Raw genomic sequence first — 23,582 nt, forward strand, 5'->3', positions numbered from 1 at the left:
AGGAGCTGAAAACAGCAAGCGCCTCGAGCGCCTATAATTTCAGCTGTTTAGCGATTTAAAGCACGCTATTTGCTCAACTGCGGCTTAAACTTCAAGTAGCTCAGCTTCTTTAGTACTTAGCATTTCATCGATACGCTTCACCGCAGCATCGGTGATTTTTTGGATATCGTCTTGCGCGCGGTGATCGTCGTCTTCACTAATTTCTTTTTCTTTTAGTAAGTCTTTAAAATCACCATTAGCATCGCGACGTATATTTCGAATCGCAACTCGGCCTTGTTCAGCTTCGCCCCTCACCAACTTAATTAAATCGCGACGACGCTCTTCGGTAAGCATAGGCAAGGGAATACGGATTACATTGCCGGCTGACATTGGGTTAAGCCCCAAATCAGAGGTCATAATTGCTTTTTCTACAGCTTGAATAGCGGTGGTATCAAACACAGTTACCGTAAGTGTGCGAGAGTCTTCTGTTGATACATTACCGACCTGGCGCAAAGGCGTAGAGCTTCCGTAATAAGGAACCATAATCCCATCTAGTAAGCTTGGATGAGCTCTACCGGTACGGATTTTTGTCATCTGGCTTTTTAGCGCTTCGATGCTTTTATCCATGCGAATTTTTGCATCTTCTTTAATTTCATCAATCACAGCAGCTTCCTTTAGTTTAATCTTCGCTTTTAATATGGTGAATAGTTGTGCCTTCGTTTGACCCCATAATCACATCTTTCAGGGCGCCCGCTCGATTCATATTGAACACACGAATTGGCAAGTTATGGTCTCTAGCAAGGGTGAAAGCGGCTAGATCCATCACTTTTAGCTCTTTATCTAAAACTTCATTGTAATCTAATTCAGTATACAGCTTTGCATCAGGGTTTTTTACTGGGTCGCTATCGTAAACGCCATCAACTTTGGTGCCTTTAAGAACAACGTCCGCTTCAATTTCAACTCCGCGTAAGCAGGCAGCCGAATCCGTTGTAAAAAAAGGATTACCAGTGCCTGCGGAGAAAATAACGACGCGACCTGATTTTAAGTTGCTAATAGCATCAGCCCAATTGTAAGAATCGCAAACACCTTTGAGTTCAATCGCAGACATGAGACGAGCGTTCACAAAAGCTCGATGCAAGGCATCACGCATCGCAAGTCCATTCATAACGGTTGCTAGCATTCCCATATGGTCGCCAACGACACGATTCATGCCCGCTTTGGCTAAACCTTCTCCACGAAACAAGTTTCCGCCACCGATAACTAACCCCACTTGGACACCCAGTTCGATTAATTCTTTGATTTCCAGAGCCATGCGGTCAAGTACTTTTGCATCGATCCCGAAGCTCTCATCACCCATGAGCGCTTCACCTGATAATTTCAATAAAATACGACGATAAGCTGGTTTAGGGTTAATACTCATATTAGCGACTCTCTTGTGCGAAATGGTGAACGATGTTGATAATCTTGTCTTAAATATAGAAATACAATTGCTAAGCCATCATATTGCTATATTTACGTACGCAATGCCAAAAATAGGATACAAAAAGGCTGTGGACAATGCCACAGCCTTTTAAAGTCTTAAGCGCCTTTAGCAGCTGCTATTTGAGCAGCAACTTCAGCAGCAAAATCTTCTTCTTTTTTCTCGATACCTTCACCAACTTCTAGGCGAACAAATCCAGAAACAGTAGCCGATTTCTCTTTCAAAATAGCGCCAACAGTTTTCTTTGGCTCCATGATGAATGCTTGACCCGTTAATGATATCTCACCGGTGAATTTCTTCATGCGGCCAGTAACCATTTTCTCAGCGATCTCAGCAGGCTTACCTTCGTTCATTGCGATTTCGATTTGAAGCTTTTTCTCTTTCTCTACAACTTCAGCGGGTACGCTTTCAGGAGTAAGGTACTCTGGGTTCGAAGCAGCAACGTGCATTGCAACGTGCTTCAGAGTTTCAGCATCAGCTTCACCACAAACAGCAACACCAATACGCTCACCATGACGGTAAGAAGCGATATTTGCGCCATCTAGGTATTGAACACGACGGATAGAGATGTTCTCGCCAATTTTACCAACAAGTACAACACGCTCTTCTTCAAAATCAGCTTTCAAAGTGTCGATATCAGTTTTAGAAGCAGCTGCCGCAGCGGCTACTTTTTCTGCGAATTCGTTAAAGCTAGCATCTTTTGCTACGAAGTCTGTTTGACAGTTGACTTCCAAAAGAGCAGCAAAGCCTTCGCCTTGCTTGATGATGATTGCACCGTCAGCAGCGATGTTACCAGCTTTCTTAGCCGCTTTAGCAGCGCCGCTCTTGCGCATGTTCTCAATCGCAAGCTCAATGTCACCATTGGTTTCAGTGAGTGCTTTTTTACAATCCATCATGCCTGCGCCAGTGCGGTCGCGAAGCTCTTTAACTTGGGCAGCAGTAATTGCCATTGTTTATTCCTCGGTCAGAGTGCAAATAAAATCAGGGGGCGCCATAAATGCGCCCCCTGTAAACCATCCAGATGTATCTGGTTACTAAGGAGCGAAGCCCTTATTATTCAGCCGCTTCTTCGACGAAACCGTCTTCTTCAGCTTGAACAACGATGTCTTCTTGACGACCTTCAACAATGTTTGCTGCAGCCGCGCCCAAGTACAATTTAATTGCACGAATCGCATCGTCGTTTCCAGGAATAACGTAATCTACGCCATCAGGAGCAGAGTTAGTATCAACAACACAAATAACAGGAATACCTAGGTTATTTGCTTCTTTAATTGCAATGTGCTCGTGTTCAGCATCGATTACAAAAAGAACGTCAGGCAAGCCGCCCATGTTTTTGATACCGCCAAGGCTTTTCTCAAGTTTTTCCATTTCGCGAGTACGCATAAGCGCCTCTTTCTTGGTCAATTTCTCGAAAGTGCCGTCTTGGCTTTGTGCTTCAAGTTCTTTCAAACGTTTGATCGATTGACGAACTGTTTTCCAGTTAGTGAGCATTCCGCCCAACCAACGATGATTAACATAGAATTGGTCTGCACCTAGTGCAGCTTCTTTCACTGCATCACCAGCAGCGCGCTTAGTACCTACGAAAAGAATTTTTCCTTTTTTAGATGCAACAGACTTAATTACGCCCATAGCTTCATTGAACAAAGGAACAGTTTTTTCTAGGTTGATGATATGAACCTTGTTACGTGCACCGAAAATGAAAGGCTTCATTTTTGGGTTCCAGTAACGAGTTTGGTGTCCAAAGTGTACGCCAGCTTGGAGCATATCGCGCATTGATACGTTTGCCATTTTTTAGTTTCCTCTTGGGGTTAGGCCTCCACGCATCCCTCTAGTCCGACTATCAGCGTTTAAAGCAACGCCTTAGCACCCCGGCCGAGGTAATGATACGTGTGTGTGATTAAAGTAAAGTTTCAAAGTCATGAGAACTTCATGCTTCGGCGCGCTTTATACCATATCCACCAAGCCGAATAAAGTAACAAATGGAAACTTCTTGGGGCTTGCTATGTTGCGCAAGCTTGGCATTGCATTTAGGCCTGGGTTACACTGGTCGGCTTTAGTCAACTACCTGTAAAGAAAACGCTATGTCTGTGGTCATCAAAACCCAAGAAGAAATTGAAAAAATGCGTATTGCTGGCCGCTTGGCAGCAGATGTATTACACATGATCAAAGAACATGTGAAGCCTGGAGTCAGTACTGGAGAGCTTGACCAAATTTGCCATGACTTTATCGTCAACGAGCAACAGGCAATTCCTGCGCCATTGGATTATCACGGTTTTCCTAAGTCTATTTGTACGTCAGTCAACGAAGTTGTCTGCCACGGAATACCAGACAATCAGCGCATTTTAATAGACGGCGACATTGTTAATATCGATATTACGGTGATTAAAGATGGCTATCATGGCGATACCTCACAGATGTTCCTGATCGGTGAAGTCAGTATGGCCGATAAAAAACTCTGCCGAGCAACGCAGCAAGCCTTGTATGCCGCAATTAAAACTGTCAAACCTGGTGCTAAATTTAAAGAAATTGGCAACGCCATTCATAAGTACCTTAAGAAAGGTAATTATCGTTATTCTATTGTCGAGAATTTTTGTGGCCATGGCATCGGTTCGCAATTTCATGAAGAACCACAAATTATGCATTACCGCGACATGATCGGCGGTGATAATCAAAGTATGAAAGCTGGCATGTGCTTTACCATAGAACCCATGATTAATTTGGGTAAAAAATTCAACAGTATAAACGAAGCCGATGGGTGGACTGCCACGACAGATGATGGTAAAAATTCAGCACAATGGGAACACACCTTATTGGTAACCAATGATGGTGTTGAAGTCCTTACCTTACGAGACGACGAAGAAATACCGCGTCGCATCCGTAATCTATAAAGTTGTAATTTTTGTCATAGGAACTGCTAAACCATGGAAGTGTCCATCAACTCCCCCTGTTTGGAGGATTACCAAACACCAAGCATTAAAGATTGTAAGCAGTTCTTAAGCGACGATTTAGAATGGTCAGAAAACCAATTTGATCTCGGTGTAAATGTCTACGACTTAGTCCTGCACCGAGCTGCACAAATGGATTTACTTTTAGTCCAGTTATGGCAAGACTTAGGTTTGGCCCAACATGATGGCTTGAGCTTAATTGCCGTCGGAGGTTATGGACGCGGCGAATTACACCCCCATTCTGACATTGACATATTAGTTCTTACTCAAGATGCTCTGCCGCCAAAGCTTGCCGAAAGTCTATCGGCATTTATTACATTACTTTGGGATTTACGCTTAGATGTTGGTCAAAGTGTGCGCACACTACAAGAGTGCTTAGAGCTTGGCAGCAGCGACATAACAATAGCGACCAACCTGCAAGAATCACGCCTATTAACCGGTAATGAGACCCACTATATTCAATTGCAGTTAGCGGTAAGCACCGACGAGTTTTGGTCAACGGCAGCTTTTTTCGAAGCAAAAAAATCGGAACAGCAACAACGTCACCAACAGCACAACGACAACGCCTACTCCCTTGAGCCTGACATTAAAGGCAACCTCGGAGGATTAAGAGATATTCAAACCATTTGCTGGGTAGCCGGTCGCCACTTTGGTAGCAGTGACATCGATGAGTTAGCCAAGCACGGTTTTTTAACCTTAGCTGAGAGTCGGGAACTACAAGATTGCCGAGATTTTTTGTGGCGGGTACGATTCGCTTTACATCTAGGCTTAAATAAAGCTGATGACCGCCTTTTATTTGATCGCCAAACCTCAGTTGCACAACGTTTAGGTTACAGCGGTAAGTTTAATGCGCCAGTTGAGCGCCTGATGAAGCATTTCTTTCAGACAGTACGCCGTGTAACTGAACTCAACGAGATGCTTCTTCAACTATTTGACGAAGCAATCCTTGGTAATACAGCCATGGACGTCCGCGCGATCGATGATAACTTCAACTTGCGCGGCAACTTGATAGCTTCTCACAATAAACGCCTGTTTTTGGATCAACCCGAACAGATCCTTCAACTGTTCTTACATATTGCGGATAATGAACAAGTAGAAGGCGTATATAGTTCAACCTTACGCCAACTGCGTGAAGCACGTCGACGACTAACGCACTGGCTTCAAGACGACCCAGAATGCCGACGTCTTTTTCGTAAACTAATCAAGCATCCACGATTTAGTGGGATCGTATTTACACTGATGCACCGCTATGGAGTAATGTCTGCTTACTTTCCAGCATGGAGTCGCATCGTTGGACAAATGCAATTTGATTTGTTTCATGCGTTCACCGTTGATGAACATACCCATCGCCTGATTAAAAATATTGATTTTTTCTCCAACGCAGCATCAGCAGCTGACCATCCCTTATGTCATCAGATCTACCCACGATTAGAACGCCCTGATCTTCTGTTACTAGCGGCCTTATTCCATGACATAGCGAAGGGAAGGCAAGGAGACCACTCTAGTTTAGGCGCGGTTGATGCCTTAGATTTTTGTCTTGCTCATGGTTTTAGTCAACCCTCAGCGCGCTTGGTTGCGTGGTTAGTCCAAAACCATTTGGTTATGTCGGTAACAGCCCAACGCCGTGATATTTATGATCCGGACGTTATTCATGAATTTGCAAATCTAGTTCGTGACCAACGCCGACTTGATATGTTGCTTTGTTTAACTGTTGCAGATATTCGAGCCACCAATGACGATACTTGGAATTCGTGGAAACGTAGTTTGCTTGGGGAGCTTTATCATGCAACCCAAAAAGCGCTTAGACGAGGCCTAGAAAAACCGGTTGATTTACGAGGAATGATCCGCGACAAAAAATTGAAAGCGAAAGCACTATTAGCGCATAAAGGTTATTCAGAAGAGCAAATCCTAAGCCTTTGGAGCCGTTTTCGTCCCGACTATTTTCTGCGTCATACCCCCGAACAAATAACCTGGCATAGTGATCATTTGTGGGGGCACTCGCCTCGAGAACCTTTAGTTTTAATTAGTAAACGAGCGACTCGAGGTGGTACCGAAATCTTTATCCATAGTAAAGATATCGATCACTTGTTTGCATCGGTTGCTGCCACTTTAGATCAACGTAACTTAACCATTTTAGATGCTCAAGTGATGGCTAGCAGGGACGGATTTGCTATCGATACCTTTGTTGTACTTGAGCCAGATGGGCAAGCAGTAACTGGCCAACGCGCCGCACAAGTGCGTCAAGCCTTGGTCAAGATGCTGCATTTCGCCCATCCAATCGATTTAACACCGCGTCGAACATCTCGACAAATGCAGCAGTTTTCAGTAAAACCAAAGATTGAATTTCTCCCTACCCGTGGCAAGCGGACCTTACTCGAATTGGTCGCACTGGATAAACCAGGGCTTCTGGCAAGGATCAGCTCTGTATTCCAAAAACTTGATTTTACGATACATGCTGCAAAGGTCACTACGATAGGAGAAAAAGCGGAAGATTTCTTTAGTGTAAGTAATAGTGAGCGCGAAGCCCTAAACGATGAAGAACGCAGCTTACTTAAAACAGAACTTGAACGTCAATTAAACTTATAACAAAACACAACATTCGGAGACAGCATGTCTGAGTTTTTTAGTTACGCCTTAGGTACCGGTACCAAGAACAAAAAGCAACAATGGTTAGAAGTTTTCTACCCAGCACCCTTGCACAACGCTAATAAAAGCGAAGTACTAGCACTTTGCCAAAGCTTCAACTACACCGGTGGAAACCAGGTCATTGAACTTAACTCGGCTCAATGTGCGCAATTGATGTCTAGCGCACTAAACTTAGGGCTTACCGAACTTGCAAATACAGCTAAAGCAATGCAAAGCAGTAATCAGGCCATCGTACTAACACTTTTAGAACAAGATGCTCCGGTTACTTCTACCCCTGAAGCCTATCTTAAGCTGCATTTATTATCCCACCGCCTAGTCAAACCTCATGGGACAGACTTAAGCGGTATTTTTGCCGTACTTCCAAACGTAGCTTGGACAAATGAAGGTGCCATCGATATTGAAGAACTTGCTGAGCGTCAACTGAGTGCACGTCTACGTGGCGAAAGCCTGCAAGTAACATCGGTCGATAAGTTTCCAAAAATGGCGGACTACGTGGTTCCTAGCGGCGTTCGTATCGCAGCAACCTCGCGGGTTCGTCTTGGTGCTTATATTGGAGAAGGCACAACGGTTATGCACGAAGGCTTTTGTAACTTCAATGCAGGAACAGCCGGAACCAGTATGATTGAAGGCCGCGTTTCGGCCGGGGTTTTTGTTGGAAAAGGATCTGATCTTGGTGGCGGTTGTTCTACAATGGGCACGCTTTCTGGTGGCGGAAACATAATTATTGCTATTGGAGAAGAGAGCCTCATCGGTGCTAATGCTGGGGTTGGCATTCCACTTGGAGACAGGTGTACCGTTGAATCAGGACTGTACATCACCGCTGGTACCAAAGTTGCTCTTATCGACGACAGCAAGCAAACAGTCGCTTTAGTCAAGGCTCGCGACTTAGCGGGTAAGCACGATTTACTATTTCGTCGAAATAGCCAAAGTGGCGCGGTTGAATGCTTGACCAACAAAAGTGCAGTAGCGCTTAACGAAGAGCTACACGCGCATAACTAAGTTGTTTTGCCACAACCGGTGACACTCGTTCACCGGTTATTATCAACATTCCCCTAAGACATTACCAAATTCAATCCACATCACTCTCAACAGTTTTGTGCTTCCTTAAGGCTAAAACTGTGCGCTGCACAACTCACGCGTGCCAATCGTCATGCATTTGTTAAAACAATGTTGATTAGTATAAATACTTACCATAATCTAAGGAATTGAGAACGACCTTTTGTTTGTATAGAACAATTTCAGAATAAACCTATTTTCGCCTCTATATAGCTATTCTATATAGTGGCTTTGACTGAATCGATACGACGCTTATCGGTTTGACGCTCAGGAGTTCTACATGTATCCGAATTTACAGAACATCGGCATTTCCAACCCAACAGATATTGAAAGCTATAAATTGCGCCAAGAAGTTAACAATGACATTTTGAAAGTATACTTTCATAAGCATCCAGGAGAACTGTTTGCCAAAAGCGTAAAGTTCAAATTTCCCCGTCAACATAAAAAAGTAGCAGCTGACCGTGGAACTCAAGAGTTTAGAACCATTTCTGAGATTAATAGTAACCTGCGGTTTATCGTAGAAGAACTTGACCAGTTAACCAAAAAAGAGCAACGCGAAATAGATATTAAGAAACAGGTGTTAGGCGACCTCAAACATTTGGAAAAAGTTGTGGCTGAGAAAATAAGAGAAATTGAAGCAAAAATAGAGCAGCTCTAGCAGGCAATAGACATAAAAAAGAGAGGCTTAAAGCCTCTCTTTTTGTTGCTACTTCAAACTAAGGGTTAGATAGTTTTGATGTAGCTTTCCATATCAGTCTTAAGGTTATCAGACTTAGTACCAAAGATAGCCTGTACACCTTGGCCTGCAACAACAACACCTGCAGCACCTAAAGCTTTAAGCTTAGCTTGGTCAACTTTTTCAATAGCTTTTACTTGAATACGTAAACGAGTAATACATGCATCCAAGCTTACGATGTTATCTTTACCACCAAATGCAGCAACTAGGTTGGCAGACATTTCACTAGCATCGGCCGAAATAATTGTTTCTTGCTCATCATCTTCATCTTCACGACCAGGAGTCTTCAGATTCATCTTAGCGATAACCGCGCGGAATACGGTGTAGTAGATAGCTGCATAGATAAGTCCAACAACAACCATGAGTCCCATTTTCTGTGCATTACCAGACAACACTAGGAAGTCAATCAGACCATGAGAGAATGACGTACCGTGTACAAAGCCAAGCATGTTACTTACAACATACGCAGAGCCAGCTAGTAGCGCGTGAATTCCATAAAGAACCGGTGCAACAAACAAGAACGCGAATTCAATTGGTTCTGTAATACCAGTTAGGAATGATGTCAACGCAGCTGAAACCATAATCCCGCCAACTTTTGCGCGATTCTCAGGTTTAGCTGAATGCCAAATTGCTACAGCAGCAGCAGGAAGACCAAACATCTTGAACATGAAGCCGCCAGCTAGCTGACCAAAGCCATTGCCTGCAGCGCGAGATGCATCATCAGCTTGCAAATAACAAGTCAAGATACCGTTTGCAACTTCACCATTTGAAGTTACACATTGACCAGCTTCAAAGAAGAATGGAACGTTCCAAATATGGTGTAAGCCAAATGGGATGAGTGAACGCTCAACAACACCGTAGATACCAAATGCTAAGGTTGGGTTTTGTTCAGCAGCCCAGTGAGAAAACGCTCCGATAGCGCTTCCAATTGGAGGCCAAATGAACGCAAGCGCAACACCAAGGGCAATCGTACAAAAGCCGGTGATAATAGGTACAGAACGCTTACCAGCAAAGAAGCCCAAGTAGCTTGGAAGCTGAATACGGAAGAACTTGTTAAAGGCCCAAGCAGCGACACCACCAGCCAAAATACCACCAAGTACGCCGGTATCGATTTTATCAACACCCATAACACCAGCCATTACGCCTAGTGTTGCTGTCATAATGCCGTAACCGACAACAGCCGCTAGTGCCGAAACACCATCATTATTGGTAAAACCAAGTGCAACACCAATTGCAAAAAGCAACGCCATGTTACCAAATACGCTACCTCCAGCTTGCTCCATTAGCTCCGAAAGTATAGATGGCATCCAACCGAAATCAGCGGCACCTACCCCTAATAATATACCTGCAACCGGAAGAACCGATACGGGTAGCATCAGTGCCTTACCGACTTTCTGCAAGTTTGCAAACAAACTGCTTGTCATATTTTGCTCCTAGTAATTTAGAAAGATATAAAACTTTAATACCATTACTGTAGTCAATATTTCCAAGCCTGCTGGAAAAATTTTACAGTTACGGCCTTTATTGACTGAGCAGAAGTTTAAACAGATGCAAGTTTAAAAAATGAGATCTGGAACATGATCAAAGGTAACAAATGTAACAAAGTGTAAGACTTCATTTCAGTTGTGCTATCGCAGCATGACATTGCGCGAATCTTCAACTTTTAACCAATCAAATACGACAGGATAGGAAATTTGCCGTGGAAATTGAGTTCTAAAAAGCTACCCTTCAACGATAAACGTTTTATCTTGTAGCAAGGCTTTAATACCCTTCCAATAATCATCGTCTTCCAATTCAACCTTAATTTGTTGCTCTGTATAAGGGTGGGTAAAGCTAAGTTTCTGTGCTCGTAAGCACAATTGAGAAAACCCCAAATCTCTAAATAATCGATTCTGACGCCCATCACCATGGGTAGTATCACCGATAATGGGGTGACTAACATGGTGCATATGCCGGCGCAACTGATGCTTACGCCCTGTAAGTGGGCAAAAACGCATCATACTAAAACGCGAACTTGGATAGCGACCAGTGCTATAGGGCAATTCATAGTGCCCCAGCGCTTGATAGCGCGTCACCGCATTTTGAGCGGGCTTATCTGACTTCGCTTTGCTATCCGTCATTTTGTCTAGTATTTCTACTAATGGATAATCAATAGTGTCACGACCAACTAAAACTCCACGAACTAAAGCGACGTAGGTTTTCTCAACCCCTGAGTTTTGAAATTCCAAACTCATTTTTGTTGCAGCTTCTTTAGACAATGCAAACATAAGCAAACCCGAGGTTGGTCTATCCAAGCGATGTATCGGGAAAACCCATTGCCCCAATTGGTCGCGTAACATCTGCAATGCAAACTGTTTCGCTTCTTTAGCAATCCAACTTTTGTGAACTAGCAAACCAGCTGGTTTATCTACCAATACATAGTGTTCATCTTGATATGCGATTTTTAGCTCGTCTATAGCGGGCTGTTCATCGTTCATTCGTTACTCCAAACTCACTATCTAATCGCTCTAAACGTTTTAGCAGTTCTGCCCTGCCGCTCAAACTTAGTTCGAAGCATTCGCTGAAATAGGGACTCAGTTGCATAGCGCTTGGTAGCTTATTGTCATCTATAAGAGCGCCGAGTTTTGGAATGAATACAAACTGCAACCATTGACATGGACTTAAGGTATCCGCACTAAAAGGAGTAGGACTCGTCAAATCAAGCTTTGAAGGCGATTGAGATTGCCAATGGCCATGACGCTTTAAGCAGTGTTCTAGCTCGACTAATTGTTGCGACAAAGATTTCATAATTGAACCACTAAAAATATTTATATCAATAACTGGAATTTACGGCAATATAGGCCATGCTTGTTACGTTAATGATAATTTAGTTATTAACATTCACTCAACTCTAGAAAAGGATACAAGCATGAGTACTCAATCTGCTTATAAAAAAATCTATTGGCACAAATTATCCCTTAGCTTTTGGATCTGTCTGTTTCTTTTAGTGCCAAACGCTGCCGCGTGGTCTGCTGAGAATAACGATGGAAGTCAAAACATGAGCAACGCGAGCATCAATATAAATGCCGCGACACTTGATCAACTGCAAACTTTAGAAGGCATCGGTCAAAGTAAGGCTCAGGCTATTATTGATTATCGAGAACTTCAAGGACAGTTTGCGGCTATTGAGGACATTCAGACTGTGCCAGGTATTGGCCCTAGTATCTATGAGAAGAACAAGAGCCGAATTCGAGTACAGTGACAGTATTTGTCAGCATACTCGATACGATGTAAAAACTGCCGGTTAGCTGTCCGGCCGAATTTGGCTTACCATTACAATCTTCTTTTTAGATTTCAATGTATTACAATGGTTACAAAAGTAGTTGACCGCACCGCACGCTTTCATCACTTCAAGAGCTTGGTCGCAGACATCACATTGGGCAACTACCTGTAGCGAGCGGTCACAATGTGGGCATAGTCCTGACTTAAAGTCAGCACCTAATTCTAGATGACATACGGCACATAACATAATTAAACCTTACTTACGAAAGCCCTGCGTCAGGCGTTTGCGCTGGCGTTGCTGAGATAGACTGAGCTTTTTAACTTTGTCAGAAAATGGATTAGTACCTTCTTTAAACTCGATACGGATAGGCGTACCCATAGTTTTTAAGGAGCGTCTAAAGTAATTCATCAAATAGCGTTTATACGAATCGGGTAGCGACAACACTTGGTTACCATGAATAACGATTCGTGGCGGATTATAGCCTCCGGCATGCGCGTATCGAAGCTTAACCCGGCGCCCTTGAACCAGAGGCGGCTGGTGATCTTCTTGTGCCATCTGCATAATACGCGTAAGCATAGAAGTAGACGTACGAGTGGTGGCACTCTTGTAGGCTTCTTGAACAGACTCATACAAGTGCCCCACTCCAGTGCCATGCAATGCAGATATAAAGTGAACCCTCGCAAAGTCAATAAAGCCTAGGCGACGATCGAGCTCTGATTTAATGGTGTCTTTGGTATCTTGATCCAAACCATCCCACTTGTTTACTGCAATAACTAAAGCTCGACCAGCATTAAGAATGAACCCTAGTAAACTAAGATCTTGATCTGAGATCCCAGATTTTGCATCCAATACAAGTAAGACGACGTTGGCATCTTCAATAGCTTTAAGCGTCTTAATAACCGAAAACTTTTCAACGGCTTCAGTAACTTTACCACGACGTCTTACGCCTGCAGTATCAATCAACACGTAGTCTTGGTCTTCACGTTGCATTGGAATGTAGATACTATCGCGTGTCGTACCCGGCATATCATAGACAACAACCCGCTCTTCTCCCAATATACGATTGGTTAGCGTGGACTTACCAACATTAGGCCGTCCAACAATACCAAGCTTAATGGGTAGATCAGCAAACTGTTGCTCTAGTCGCGCAAGTTCATCTTCGTCTTCAGTGAACTCGTCAATGGCAAGTTCAGCTTCGCCAGATTCCGCTAAGGCCAAAGCATTTGCGGCTGACTCTTCTACAAAGGGTTTAAGCGCAAGTTCAATTAGTACATTAACGCCTCGGCCCTGAGCGGCTGCGATCGGATGTACTTCGCCAAGCGCTAATGAATAGAAATCAGCTATCGCTGAATCGGCATCGATACCATCAGTTTTGTTCGCAACTAAAAATACCTGTTTGTTTTGCATTCTCAGATGCTGCGCAATAGCTTGATCGGAAGCATTAACGCCTGTTCGCGCATCAACAAGGAATAAAATCGCATCAGCTTCATCGATTGCTTGTAGCGACTGATTTGCCATTTCTGCGTCAATGCCTTCTTCGTCACCATGGATACCACCGGTATCTATGACCAAATACTCAAGTTCTTCGATCTTTGCCTGGCCGTATTTACGGTCGCGGGTTAAACCTGGAAAATCAGCAACAAGCGCATCTCGCGTTCTGGTTAGGCGGTTAAATAAAGTCGATTTCCCGACATTTGGGCGCCCTACAAGCGCTATCACTGGTAACATAATTTTCCTGTACTAAAAAAAGAAGGCCCGATGCTGATTATCATACCAATCTGCATAAGGCCCAAATGTCTCTTGGACTTCTAAGCTTAGCGCTTAGTAAGCAAAATGCTTATTGTCGTTCAAACGCAATCAATTTTCCGCTGCGTGTTTGCACATACATATTTTCACTACCGACAACAGGAGCGGTATAAAGCCCTGCGTCATCAATTTGTTTCTGACTAACAATCACACCGCTGTCACGGTCAATCCAGTAGAGATATCCTTCGCTATCACCGACAACGACGTACTGGTAATCAACTGCAGCCGGGGTTAAACCACGATAGCCAAATTGTTGCTGTGACCAACGTTCAATACCATTGTTAGCCGCAACGCTGTATAAAACATCCGCCGCATCAACAACAAATAGATCATCGCCAGATATCGATAAATCTCTGAAAGCTGAATATGCGCGTCGCCATTGCTCCTGACCATCGCGTAAATCGATATTAACTAAAGAACCATTATAGGCCACAGCATAGACTAACGGCCCTTCTACAATAGGTTGACTATCTAAATCAACGATGCGGTCGATCTCTGTTGAACCTTTCGGATTAGCTAAGCGGCTTTCAAAAACCTGGCGACCGTTTTCAAGTAAATAAAATGCTAACTTACCGTCACTTCGACCTAAAACAACTAAACCATTACTAACAACCGGTGCTGCTTTGCTTCGCAATGTTAACGATGGCTGATCAATTTCCACTTTCCAACGTTCGCTGCCATCGAAAGCATCTAGCGCGATAAGAAATCCATTACTGGTTGAAATCACTACATTCGAATCATCAACTGCAGGGCGCGCTAAAACTTCGCCATCAACCCGAGCTTGCCATTGAATCTCACCGGTTTCTGCACTAAGTGAAAACACATCTGCATTTTCACTACCTACAAATACACTCTGATAAGCTGCTGTTAATCCGCCAGAAAGACGCGCGTTATTAGTGTTTCCAGAAAAACGTTGATTACTCTCAACTTTAGATAAATCTTGTTTCCAGAGTAGCGTTCCGTCGAGTCCGTAACCATGGACTTGACCAAAACGAGCCGCAGCAAAAACACTATCATAAGCAAGCTCAGGTCTTAATTGAGAATAATAATCCTCAACTCCCTTACCAACTTGCTTTTGCCATACAACTTTTGCCTCAAACTCGTTAGTTGTTTGGGGCACAGGATCCATGACAACAACGTCTTCTTCGCTATTAAAAAGCGAACAGGCACTAAGGCCTAAAAGCAAGCTCGCTGATAATAAGCCAGTCCGGATTTTAACCATGATCTTCCTCGACACTTAAGTCGTTTATTTTGAGACTAAGACTCGGATCAGCTTGCGCACCAGCAGCATCTAGTGCTGTTTGATAGTATTGCCGTGCCTGTTCTACTTCGCCTTGAGCTAAATAGATATCACCCTGCACTTGCGCTACTTGCGCGGTGTAGGTTTCGTCAGAAACTTTTGCCAATGTAGCCAATGCTTCATTGTATTGTTCTAGCTGCATCTGCAAACGCGCACTACGCACTTGAATAAGCGCTTTTAGCTCATCCGGTGCTTGTTCTTCAGCCCAAACTAGCTGCTCTAGCGCAGATTGATATTGCTCTTGGGTAACCAATGTTTTGGCCAAATTTATCGCAGCCATTACCCGGTAATTCACACTCGCGGTTTCACTCGCAACAAACTCCTGCAGGCCAACTAAGTTAGCCTCTGGGTCATTTGCAGCAGCAGTCACTACGTTTTGATAGGCATTAGAAGAACTTTCTTTTTGCTGAATTTGGTAGTCGCCATAGTAGCGCCAACCAAATACGCCAGCCAAACCAATCACAGTACCCAAAATAACGGACGAACCGTTTTTCTTCCACCAATCCTTAATCGCTTGTACTTGTTGTTCTTCTGTGGTGTAGGCTTCCACTTTCTACCTCTTTATTTCGAAAATAATGTTTCTAGATATTCGCTTACTGAGCTCATTTCTATAGATTGTTGGGCTTGCTCTTCACGCAAATACTTAATGGTTACTTGCTGCTTACTTAACTCGTCTTCTGCAATTACCAAAGCAACTTTAGCGCCACTGCGGTCAGCTTTCTTAAACAGTTTTTTGAAGTTTCCACCACCGCAATGCACCATAACACGCAAGGATAACAAATTATCACGAATTTGTTCTGCTAATGCGAACGCGGCTGTTTGGGTGCCTTCTCCACTGTAGATAACATAAACATCGACTGGCTTAGGTAAATTTTCTAAAAGTTCAAAATGCTCAAGCAAAAGAACTAAGCGCTCCATACCCAGAGCAAAACCAACACCGGGTGTTGCTTTTCCGCCCAGCTGTTCGACCAAGCCATCGTAACGTCCGCCTGCACACACTGTACCTTGCGCGCCTAAGCTGTCGGTAACCCATTCAAAGACAGTTCGATTATAGTAGTCCAAACCGCGAACGAGCGACTCATTAATCTGATAAGCGATACCCGCGCTATCAAGTAATTGGCAAAGTAATTTAAATTGCTCTTGGCTTTCTTGATCTAAGTATTCACTCAAACGCGGTGCATCTTGGAGAATCACTTTAAGCGATTCGTTTTTCGTATCCAGAACCCTAAGTGGGTTGGTATGCATACGCCGTTTACTGTCTTCGTCAAGATGTTCAATATTTGCTTCGAGAAACGCAACCAGCGCGTCACGATATACGGCTCGAGCTTGGTTCGAGCCGAGTGAGTTTATCTCTAATCGAACGTGCTCAGCGAGTCCCAGTTGCTTCCAAAGTCGTGCCGATAACTGAATGATCTCAGCGTCAATATCGGCTGTCGCTAGTCCAAAAGCTTCCACACCAAATTGGTGGAATTGACGATAGCGTCCTTTCTGCGGACGTTCATGTCGGAACATCGGTCCCATATACCAAAGGCGCTGCTCTTGATTGTATAGCAGTCCGTTTTGGTTTGCTGCGCGAACACAGCTCGCTGTACCCTCTGGTCGCAACGTTAAACTATCGCCATTACGATCGTCAAAGGTATACATTTCTTTTTCGACAATATCGGTAACTTCACCAATCGAGCGTTTAAATAAATCGGTACTTTCAACAACCGGCATGCGTATTTCACTATAGCCGTAACTAGCAACCGTATTTCGAATTACAGACTCAAGCATTTGCCAAGCCGGAGTTTGATCAGGAAGACAGTCATTCATGCCACGTATAGCTTGGATTTGTTTAGCCACGTTGTTCTCAGTTCTCAAATTGGTGGGTGCAAAGAAGGGATTATAGGGTTTTCTGGGGCTGGGTAAAACCCTTTAAAGTTGTTGCTGGCAAGCCGCCTTTATTCAAAGCGGCTAGCTGATGTTCTTGACAGCAATTCGAGAGCGGATTTTTGCTTCGAGTTCATCAACAATTCTATCGTTATCAAAGCGTTCTTTTTGACGAACACCATCGACGTAAAAGCCACTCTTACGCTGACTGCCGGTAATGCCCATATGTGAAATCAGCGCTTCTCCAGGCCCGTTAACTACGCAACCTATAATAGATACGTCCATTGGCTCAACAATGTCCTCTAGACGCTGTTCAAGAGCATTTACAGTAGCAATAACATCGAACTCTTGACGAGAGCAACTTGGGCAAGCAATAAAGTTGATACCTCGACTACGTATCCGTAAGGACTTTAATATGTCAAAACCAACTTTAATTTCTTCAACTGGATCGGCCGCAAGCGACACTCGTAGCGTGTCGCCGATACCTTGGGCTAGTAACATTCCCAAACCTACTGAAGATTTCACTGAACCACTGCGTAATCCCCCAGCTTCAGTAATTCCAAGATGTAGTGGTTGATCAATGCGACTCGCAAGCAATTGATAGGCACCAACGGCTAGAAACACATCTGAAGCTTTTACACTGATTTTGAAGTTATCAAAGTCTAGTCGTTCCAATATGTCCACGTGTCGCATTGCCGACTCAAGTAAGGCTTCTGGTGTAGGTTCGCCATACTTTTCTTGAATTTCTCGCTCTAGTGAACCGCCATTCACCCCGATGCGTATTGGGATATTCCGCTCGCGAGCTTTGTCTACTACCGCGCGAATACGGTCTTCGTTGCCAATATTCCCAGGATTAATCCGCAGACAGTCAGCTCCAAAATCTGCTGCTTGTAACGCTATGCGATAATCAAAGTGAATATCAGCGATCAAAGGCACATTAGATTGGGCTTTAATTTCTTTGAAGGCTTGAGCCGCTTCCATGGTTGGGACTGAAACTCTGACAATATCGCCGCCGACTTTTTCTATGGCACGTATCTGTGCAACTGTCGCGTCAATGTCAGTAGTTCTGGTATTTGTCATTGATTGAACTGAAATAGGGGCATCACCGCCAACGGCTACGTTTCCAACCATTATCTGCTTGGATTTACGGCGTTTGATCGGGTTAAATTGTTCCATGGAATTAGCTAACTCTTAAGAATTTGATGGTATTTTTAGACGGACAACTTTTCCATCAGAGAATTGAGAAAGATCGACCTTGTTTCCCAGATAATTGATTTCAACCCCTTTAGACGTGCCAAGAACAACGCTGTAGGGTGCTTCGCCATTCAGCTCAATACTACTACCCGGCTGTTTAACACCAACAACCAATCGTTTACCACTGGCATCACGAACTTCAACCCAGCATTCTTGGGCAAAGGTGAAATTGAGTTGGTTGTTACTGGCTGCATTACTCGACTGAGGATTACTTGCTTGTCCCTGCGCATTCTGCTGGGCCAACAAAGCCGCCGCTGTTTGCTCCTCGATATCTGATGCTAACTCCACTCCAGATTCAATCGCACTTTGTTCAGCTTCAGTTGCTTCGTTATTCACCGCCCTGTTTTCGTCACCAACGACCAACTTTAAATCATTGGACGACGGTTCAGTAGCAGACAAAGGCGTAGGTTCAGTTTGAGGTTTGGATAATGTTTGACTCGAAGGCTCTTCGCTCGATGAATTGGGCTCACTTGCTTTAAGTTCCGTAGCCGAAGGCTCACTACTTAAATTTGACGGCAAGCTCAATTGTGATTGAGTCTCAGTGTTGGCGTCAATATCGCTGCCTAAAATTGTTGCTTTGTTTTGGTCCCACCACCAATACCCAGCAACAGCCACAATTAGCAACACTAATATCAAGGTGAAGCGCATTAACCGACCTTCACTATTGCGCTGCTTGCTGTGTTTAGAAAACGTATGTAAATCTAAACGTTGTTCTTGCACGTTTTCTAAATAACTAACACTCGCAAACACTTGATCTTCAGGAACATCAACCAGACGCGCATATGAACGCAAGTACCCTTTGGCAAAGGTTTGGTTCAATTTCTCATCAAGGTTATCGGCTTCAATATCCATAATGAGTTGCCGACGAAGTTTGAGCCGGTCTGCGACCTCATCAACACTTAAAGACAGCTCTTCTCGGGCTTCTTTTAGCATTTGTCCAGGGCTCATGACCTCCATGTCTTCGCTTAACTCTATGCTTGGAGCATCGGTCGCTTGACCATTCTCATCCGATCCATCGTTGTGGTCGGCGTCTAATGCCTCGAGTTGCTCTGTCGCTATTTTAGGTTCAGTAGTCATTACCAATATACCGCTTAGTTTGTTCCGAATTCGGATATTTGCCCAATAGGATTTGTCCCAAGCGCGCTTCTTCAGCAAAATTACCGCTGGCGCTCTCAAGTTGTAACCATGCAAATATACTCTCTGCATTTTCTGCTTTGGTCAATGAATGACGATTCAAATAGTCTCTGGCCAAGGCATACTGCTGTTCTTGAATATAAATCTTTGCTACACCTAACATAGAACGCGACAGTTGTGAATCAAAGGCTAATGCTTTTTTGAAGTAAACCAATGCTTTAGCCGAATCTTGGCTACGTAATGCACATAAGCCAGCATTTTCATTAGTATTGCCCACACCAAGATACGCTTTATTACTTAGCGCGCGTTGAAACAATATGTCGGCTTGCTGGTAGTTACCTTGCTTACAATTCATGACGGCATAATTGTTTAACGTATCACCATTATTGGGTTCTATGCTCAAGGCTTTTCTAAACGCTTCATCAGCTAAGTCAAATTGTTCAACTTCTTGGTAGAAATGCGCTTGGGCCAAAAAGACCAACACAGAACTAGGATCAAGTTCTTCTGCCATCTCAAGATTTAACTTGGCTTTTTCTGACTCCCCTGACTCCAAGTAACGTAAACCTAAGCTAACACGTGTATTAGCGGCGGCCTTTTTATCAACTTTTTGAATAGCACGGTCTTCGCCTGCAACATGACGTTCAGTTACACAGCCAGAAAGCAAGACCACTACAACTAGTACCCAAAATTTATTCATTGCCTAAACACAATCCTTCATCTAATTTGAACCTTGAATAAGGTTCTGTTGTTGCATGCGTTTTTGAGCAGTTCGTTTAGTTCTATCAATGACATCGCCAGCCAGCTGACCACAAGCGGCGTCAATATCATCGCCACGGGTCTTACGAACCACAACCGTTAAGTCATACTCCATAAGTACCTTACTAAAACGATCGATACGGCTGTTACTAGGCTTCATAAATGGTGAGCCAGGATACGGATTGAACGGGATTAAGTTAATTTTACACGGCGTATTTTTCAAGGTCTGTGCCAGTTCGTGCGCTTGATCCATAGAGTCATTAACATGATCCAATAAGACGTATTCTACAGTCACTCTACCGCGATTAGCATTGGATTTGGAAATATATCGCTCTACACCTGCCAAAAAGGCCTCAATATTATACTTATCATTGATTGGCATGATCTCGCTACGTAATTTATCGTTTGGAGCATGCAAAGAAATCGCGAGCGCCACATCAATCTCATCGCCAAGTTTATCCAGCGCAGGAACCACCCCCGAAGTACTCACCGTTACCCGACGTTTACTCAAACCATAGCCAAAGTCATCGGTCATGATTTTAAGTGCTGGAATAAGATTACTTAAATTTAGAAGAGGCTCTCCCATCCCCATCATCACCACATTGGTGATGGGACGAGTTTCGCTGACAGCACTAGGTCCAATGATCTGAGCGGCGCGCCAAACTTGTCCGATAATATCACTAACCGTTAAGTTTCTATTGAAACCTTGCTGAGCGGTTGAACAGAAATGACAATTTAGAGCGCAGCCAACTTGAGATGAAACGCATAAAGTCGCTCTATCGCCGTCAGGAATATAAACAGTTTCTATTTCTTGGCCTGCAACCAGCATCGCCCATTTAATGGTTCCGTCACTGGAGCGTTGCTCTTTGGATATCTCAGGGGCAGAAATAAAGGCCTTATCAGATAATTTCTGCTTTAAAGCCTTATTTATGTTGCTCATCGCGTCGAAGTTATCAACACCAAAATGATAAATCCATTTCATCACCTGATCAGCACGAAATGGTTTTTCTCCGATTTCGAGGAAAAACTGTCGCATTGCCTCGCGATCAAGATCCAACAGATTTGTTTTTTTGTTATTCATAACCTACTCATGTAGCCAAATTTTAAAAAGCGCGCAATTGTATACCCAATTGCTAGCGGACTCCAGCTACGCGCCAAGACTACTAGAAAAAGCTAGTTTACCGGGGGCACAACTCATCATTCGTAAAAAAGTATGCAATCTCACGCGCTGCTGATTCGGTTGAATCGGAACCATGTGCTGCATTTGCTGGCATAATGCTGCCATAGTCATAACGTAGCGTGCCGGCTGCCGCTTGCTCTGGGTCAGTTGCTCCCATGATTTCACGATAGCGAGTCACCGCATTTTCACCTTCAAGTACTTGAACCATGATGGGTCCAGAGCACATAAAGCTAACCAAACGTTCGTAAAATGACTTACCTTCATGCTCGGCATAAAAACCTGCAGCCTGCTCTGGGCTCAGGTGAAGCATTTTTGAAGCAACAATTTTTAATTGCGATTGTTCTAAACGCGTATAGATTTGTCCTATCGCATTTGCCGCGACTGCATCCGGCTTCAAAATTGAAAAAGTTCTTTCCAAAGTCATTTATCTTTCCCTGTTATACAATTTAGATGGCCTATCCATCACCAGCGCATATAGTAAATTAGCCAAGATCACATAACAAGCTAGCAATAGTTTGTACGCCATGACCTTTACCGCCGCTAGCCCACATCCCATTCGCAGACTTTTGATAACTGGCTGATAAATCTAAATGCATCCAGTTGTTTTTATAATCTTCAACAAAATAAGAAAGAAATGCAGCCGCTGTGCTCGCTCCAGCCATACCTTCGCCGCTATGGATATTGGCTATATCAGCGAAGTTGGAATTGATTTGGCTTCGGTGGAAGTTGGCTAAGGGTAAACGCCAGAATGACTCATGATTAGCCTTTGCGTGCGCATCTAGCTTTTCAATCATCGAGTCATCAAAACTAAAACTAGCATGGTAATCTCGTCCTAGTGCCATTTTTGCTGAACCGGTTAGTGTCGCCGCGTCGATAATTAGTCCTGGGTTAGACTCGCAGGCTTTAATCAATCCATCGGCCAGCACTAATCGACCTTCCGCGTCACTATTGAGAACTTCTACACGAACCCCGTTCTTATATTCAATAATTTCGCCTAATTTGTAGGCCTCTCCTGACACCAAGTTTTCAGCGCAGCATAAAATTAACTGAACTCGCTGTTCTAAACCTTGAGAAATGGCGAGGGCTAAGGCACCACTGAGAGTAGCAGCTCCGCCCATATCGCTTTTCATAATAGCCATTCCATCAGAGGGTTTTAAGCTATAACCACCCGAGTCAAAGGTAATACCTTTACCGACCAGTGTTGCCGCAATCGCTGTTGATTCGTCGCCAGTGGGATTGTAATCCAATACCAACATTGCTGGTGCTTGCACTGAACCTTTACCAACATTGTATGTACCTAGCCAACCCGCTTGTAGCAGCTCGAGTCCCTCTATAATTTGGTAACTTACCTTATCGGGAGCTTGCTGAGAAATGAGTTCGGCTGCACGCTCACACAAGCTAAGTGGGAATATGACTTCAGGTCCAAAATTTATTTGCTGACGAACCCAGTCTATGCACTGTTGGCGCTTTAAAAAATCACCTTGTAACTGATCATTTTGTGACCCTACAGTGAGTTGGTTATCTTGCTTAGGATTAAAATACCCACAATAAAATCGCCAACAGTCATCTAGCTGCCAATTGTCGCCTATAAGCGTTAAGCTTTTGAGTCCCTGGCCGTCTAATTTTCGGCCTGCTTGTTGCAATTTGTCCAGACGTTCTGCTTGGTCCAGGTTTGATTCTAAATGCACAATTGCGCAATCAGTATCCATACTTACTAAGGCGTTTTTGCCCCATGCAGCACCAGCTGCTTCGAAACTGAGTTTAACTTGAAGAGAGTTCATAAGTTTCCAATATACGCTGTCTTATAACGCAAAACCGCCGGTTTCGGCGGTTTTGTATTTAGTGGTTTTCACTAACCATGTTAATGGTGTATTTGGGTATTTCTACAACCAGATCTTGGTCTTTTACTTGCGCCTGACAGCCAAGTCTAGAGTCTGGTTCTAATCCCCAAGCTTTGTCGAGCATGTCATCTTCTTGCTCGCTACTTTCATCCAAAGAATCGAAACCTTCTCGGACAACAATGTGACAAGTTGTACATGCACACGATTTTTCGCAAGCATGCTCGATATCAATCCCATCTCGCTGCGCAACATCAAGTATGGTCTCTCCAGGTTTTGCCTCAATAACAGCCCCTTCTGGACAAAGCTCACTATGGGGTAAGAAGACAATTTTTGGCATG

At 43.8% G+C, this 23,582-nt stretch carries 24 protein-coding genes; 5 read left to right on the forward strand and 19 right to left on the reverse strand.

What is annotated here, in order from left to right; all coding sequences use genetic code 11:
• Positions 1 to 84: 84 nt before the first annotated feature.
• The 4 genes from frr to rpsB form a co-directional block, all read right to left on the reverse strand.
• A complete protein-coding gene (frr, locus tag DBZ36_RS14055; RefSeq protein ID WP_120355595.1) occupies positions 85 to 642 on the reverse strand; it encodes a ribosome recycling factor in 558 nt (185 codons plus the stop codon).
• A gap of 16 nt (positions 643 to 658) precedes the next feature.
• The gene (gene pyrH / locus DBZ36_RS14060; protein ID WP_120355596.1) at positions 659 to 1,399 is read right to left on the reverse strand and encodes a UMP kinase; all 741 of its coding nucleotides are present in this window, start codon (positions 1,397 to 1,399) and stop codon (positions 659 to 661) included.
• Between the two features lie 158 nt (positions 1,400 to 1,557).
• A complete protein-coding gene (tsf, locus tag DBZ36_RS14065) occupies positions 1,558 to 2,409 on the reverse strand; it encodes a translation elongation factor Ts (RefSeq protein ID WP_120355597.1) in 852 nt (283 codons plus the stop codon).
• A gap of 103 nt (positions 2,410 to 2,512) precedes the next feature.
• On the reverse strand, positions 2,513 to 3,247 hold the full coding sequence (gene rpsB, locus DBZ36_RS14070; protein ID WP_120355598.1) for a 30S ribosomal protein S2: 735 nt from the start codon (positions 3,245 to 3,247) through the stop codon (positions 2,513 to 2,515).
• Between the two features lie 293 nt (positions 3,248 to 3,540).
• Here rpsB and map point away from each other — a divergent pair, with 293 nt between their 5' ends.
• From map to DBZ36_RS14090, 4 genes are all read left to right on the forward strand, one after another.
• Positions 3,541 to 4,347, forward strand: coding sequence for a type I methionyl aminopeptidase (gene map, locus DBZ36_RS14075; RefSeq protein WP_120355599.1), 807 nt, complete (start codon positions 3,541 to 3,543; stop codon positions 4,345 to 4,347).
• 33 nt (positions 4,348 to 4,380) lie between these two features.
• Positions 4,381 to 6,990, forward strand: a complete 2,610-nt coding sequence (gene glnD / locus DBZ36_RS14080; protein WP_120355600.1) for a [protein-PII] uridylyltransferase — start codon at positions 4,381 to 4,383, stop codon at positions 6,988 to 6,990.
• A gap of 24 nt (positions 6,991 to 7,014) precedes the next feature.
• The gene (dapD, locus tag DBZ36_RS14085; protein ID WP_120355601.1) at positions 7,015 to 8,049 is read left to right on the forward strand and encodes a 2,3,4,5-tetrahydropyridine-2,6-dicarboxylate N-succinyltransferase; all 1,035 of its coding nucleotides are present in this window, start codon (positions 7,015 to 7,017) and stop codon (positions 8,047 to 8,049) included.
• A 337-nt stretch (positions 8,050 to 8,386) separates the two neighbouring features.
• Positions 8,387 to 8,764 (forward strand): DUF3461 family protein, encoded by a 378-nt coding sequence (locus DBZ36_RS14090; RefSeq protein ID WP_120355602.1) that lies wholly within the window; start codon positions 8,387 to 8,389, stop codon positions 8,762 to 8,764.
• Between the two features lie 65 nt (positions 8,765 to 8,829).
• Here DBZ36_RS14090 and ptsG read toward each other — a convergent pair whose 3' ends face one another.
• From ptsG to DBZ36_RS14105, 3 genes are all read right to left on the reverse strand, one after another.
• Positions 8,830 to 10,266, reverse strand: a complete 1,437-nt coding sequence (gene ptsG, locus DBZ36_RS14095) for a PTS glucose transporter subunit IIBC (protein WP_120355603.1) — start codon at positions 10,264 to 10,266, stop codon at positions 8,830 to 8,832.
• 297 nt (positions 10,267 to 10,563) lie between these two features.
• A complete protein-coding gene (locus DBZ36_RS14100; RefSeq protein ID WP_120355604.1) occupies positions 10,564 to 11,319 on the reverse strand; it encodes a pseudouridine synthase in 756 nt (251 codons plus the stop codon).
• Positions 11,309 to 11,629: a YqcC family protein gene (locus DBZ36_RS14105; RefSeq protein WP_120355605.1), complete on the reverse strand. Its 321-nt coding sequence runs from the start codon at positions 11,627 to 11,629 to the stop codon at positions 11,309 to 11,311. Before DBZ36_RS14105 ends, DBZ36_RS14100 begins: the two co-directional genes overlap by 11 nt.
• Before the next feature lie 121 nt (positions 11,630 to 11,750).
• Between DBZ36_RS14105 and DBZ36_RS14110 the strand changes: the two genes are divergently transcribed.
• Positions 11,751 to 12,083 carry a ComEA family DNA-binding protein gene (locus DBZ36_RS14110; RefSeq protein WP_120355606.1) on the forward strand — a complete coding sequence of 111 codons (333 nt, stop codon included), beginning with the start codon at positions 11,751 to 11,753 and terminating at the stop codon, positions 12,081 to 12,083.
• A 42-nt stretch (positions 12,084 to 12,125) separates the two neighbouring features.
• Here DBZ36_RS14110 and DBZ36_RS14115 read toward each other — a convergent pair whose 3' ends face one another.
• The 12 genes from DBZ36_RS14115 to fdx form a co-directional block, all read right to left on the reverse strand.
• On the reverse strand, positions 12,126 to 12,350 hold the full coding sequence (locus tag DBZ36_RS14115) for a zinc ribbon domain-containing protein (protein WP_120355607.1): 225 nt from the start codon (positions 12,348 to 12,350) through the stop codon (positions 12,126 to 12,128).
• Positions 12,351 to 12,359: 9 nt separating this feature from the next.
• Positions 12,360 to 13,832 (reverse strand): ribosome biogenesis GTPase Der, encoded by a 1,473-nt coding sequence (gene der, locus DBZ36_RS14120; protein WP_120355608.1) that lies wholly within the window; start codon positions 13,830 to 13,832, stop codon positions 12,360 to 12,362.
• 109 nt (positions 13,833 to 13,941) lie between these two features.
• Positions 13,942 to 15,132, reverse strand: a complete 1,191-nt coding sequence (gene bamB / locus DBZ36_RS14125; protein WP_120355609.1) for an outer membrane protein assembly factor BamB — start codon at positions 15,130 to 15,132, stop codon at positions 13,942 to 13,944.
• Positions 15,125 to 15,760 carry a YfgM family protein gene (locus tag DBZ36_RS14130; protein ID WP_120355610.1) on the reverse strand — a complete coding sequence of 212 codons (636 nt, stop codon included), beginning with the start codon at positions 15,758 to 15,760 and terminating at the stop codon, positions 15,125 to 15,127. Before DBZ36_RS14130 ends, bamB begins: the two co-directional genes overlap by 8 nt.
• 11 nt (positions 15,761 to 15,771) lie before the next feature.
• Positions 15,772 to 17,052, reverse strand: a complete 1,281-nt coding sequence (hisS, locus tag DBZ36_RS14135; protein ID WP_120355611.1) for a histidine--tRNA ligase — start codon at positions 17,050 to 17,052, stop codon at positions 15,772 to 15,774.
• A 111-nt stretch (positions 17,053 to 17,163) separates the two neighbouring features.
• Positions 17,164 to 18,255, reverse strand: coding sequence for a flavodoxin-dependent (E)-4-hydroxy-3-methylbut-2-enyl-diphosphate synthase (ispG, locus tag DBZ36_RS14140; RefSeq protein ID WP_120355612.1), 1,092 nt, complete (start codon positions 18,253 to 18,255; stop codon positions 17,164 to 17,166).
• A 15-nt stretch (positions 18,256 to 18,270) separates the two neighbouring features.
• The gene (gene rodZ, locus DBZ36_RS14145) at positions 18,271 to 19,410 is read right to left on the reverse strand and encodes a cytoskeleton protein RodZ (RefSeq protein ID WP_158589110.1); all 1,140 of its coding nucleotides are present in this window, start codon (positions 19,408 to 19,410) and stop codon (positions 18,271 to 18,273) included.
• Positions 19,400 to 20,164: a type IV pilus biogenesis/stability protein PilW gene (gene pilW / locus DBZ36_RS14150; RefSeq protein ID WP_120355614.1), complete on the reverse strand. Its 765-nt coding sequence runs from the start codon at positions 20,162 to 20,164 to the stop codon at positions 19,400 to 19,402. The genes rodZ and pilW overlap by 11 nt, the downstream gene beginning before the upstream one ends.
• 21 nt (positions 20,165 to 20,185) lie before the next feature.
• Positions 20,186 to 21,304: a bifunctional tRNA (adenosine(37)-C2)-methyltransferase TrmG/ribosomal RNA large subunit methyltransferase RlmN gene (locus DBZ36_RS14155; protein ID WP_120355615.1), complete on the reverse strand. Its 1,119-nt coding sequence runs from the start codon at positions 21,302 to 21,304 to the stop codon at positions 20,186 to 20,188.
• A gap of 97 nt (positions 21,305 to 21,401) precedes the next feature.
• Positions 21,402 to 21,827: a nucleoside-diphosphate kinase gene (gene ndk, locus DBZ36_RS14160; protein WP_120355616.1), complete on the reverse strand. Its 426-nt coding sequence runs from the start codon at positions 21,825 to 21,827 to the stop codon at positions 21,402 to 21,404.
• A gap of 58 nt (positions 21,828 to 21,885) precedes the next feature.
• The gene (gene pepB / locus DBZ36_RS14165) at positions 21,886 to 23,184 is read right to left on the reverse strand and encodes an aminopeptidase PepB (protein WP_120355617.1); all 1,299 of its coding nucleotides are present in this window, start codon (positions 23,182 to 23,184) and stop codon (positions 21,886 to 21,888) included.
• Positions 23,185 to 23,242: 58 nt separating this feature from the next.
• On the reverse strand, positions 23,243 to 23,581 hold the full coding sequence (gene fdx / locus DBZ36_RS14170; protein WP_120355618.1) for an ISC system 2Fe-2S type ferredoxin: 339 nt from the start codon (positions 23,579 to 23,581) through the stop codon (positions 23,243 to 23,245).
• Between the last annotated feature and the right edge of the window lies 1 nt (position 23,582).

The sequence above is a fragment of the Alginatibacterium sediminis genome, from assembly GCF_003610775.1.
GTDB classification, from domain to species: domain Bacteria; phylum Pseudomonadota; class Gammaproteobacteria; order Enterobacterales; family Celerinatantimonadaceae; genus Alginatibacterium; species Alginatibacterium sediminis.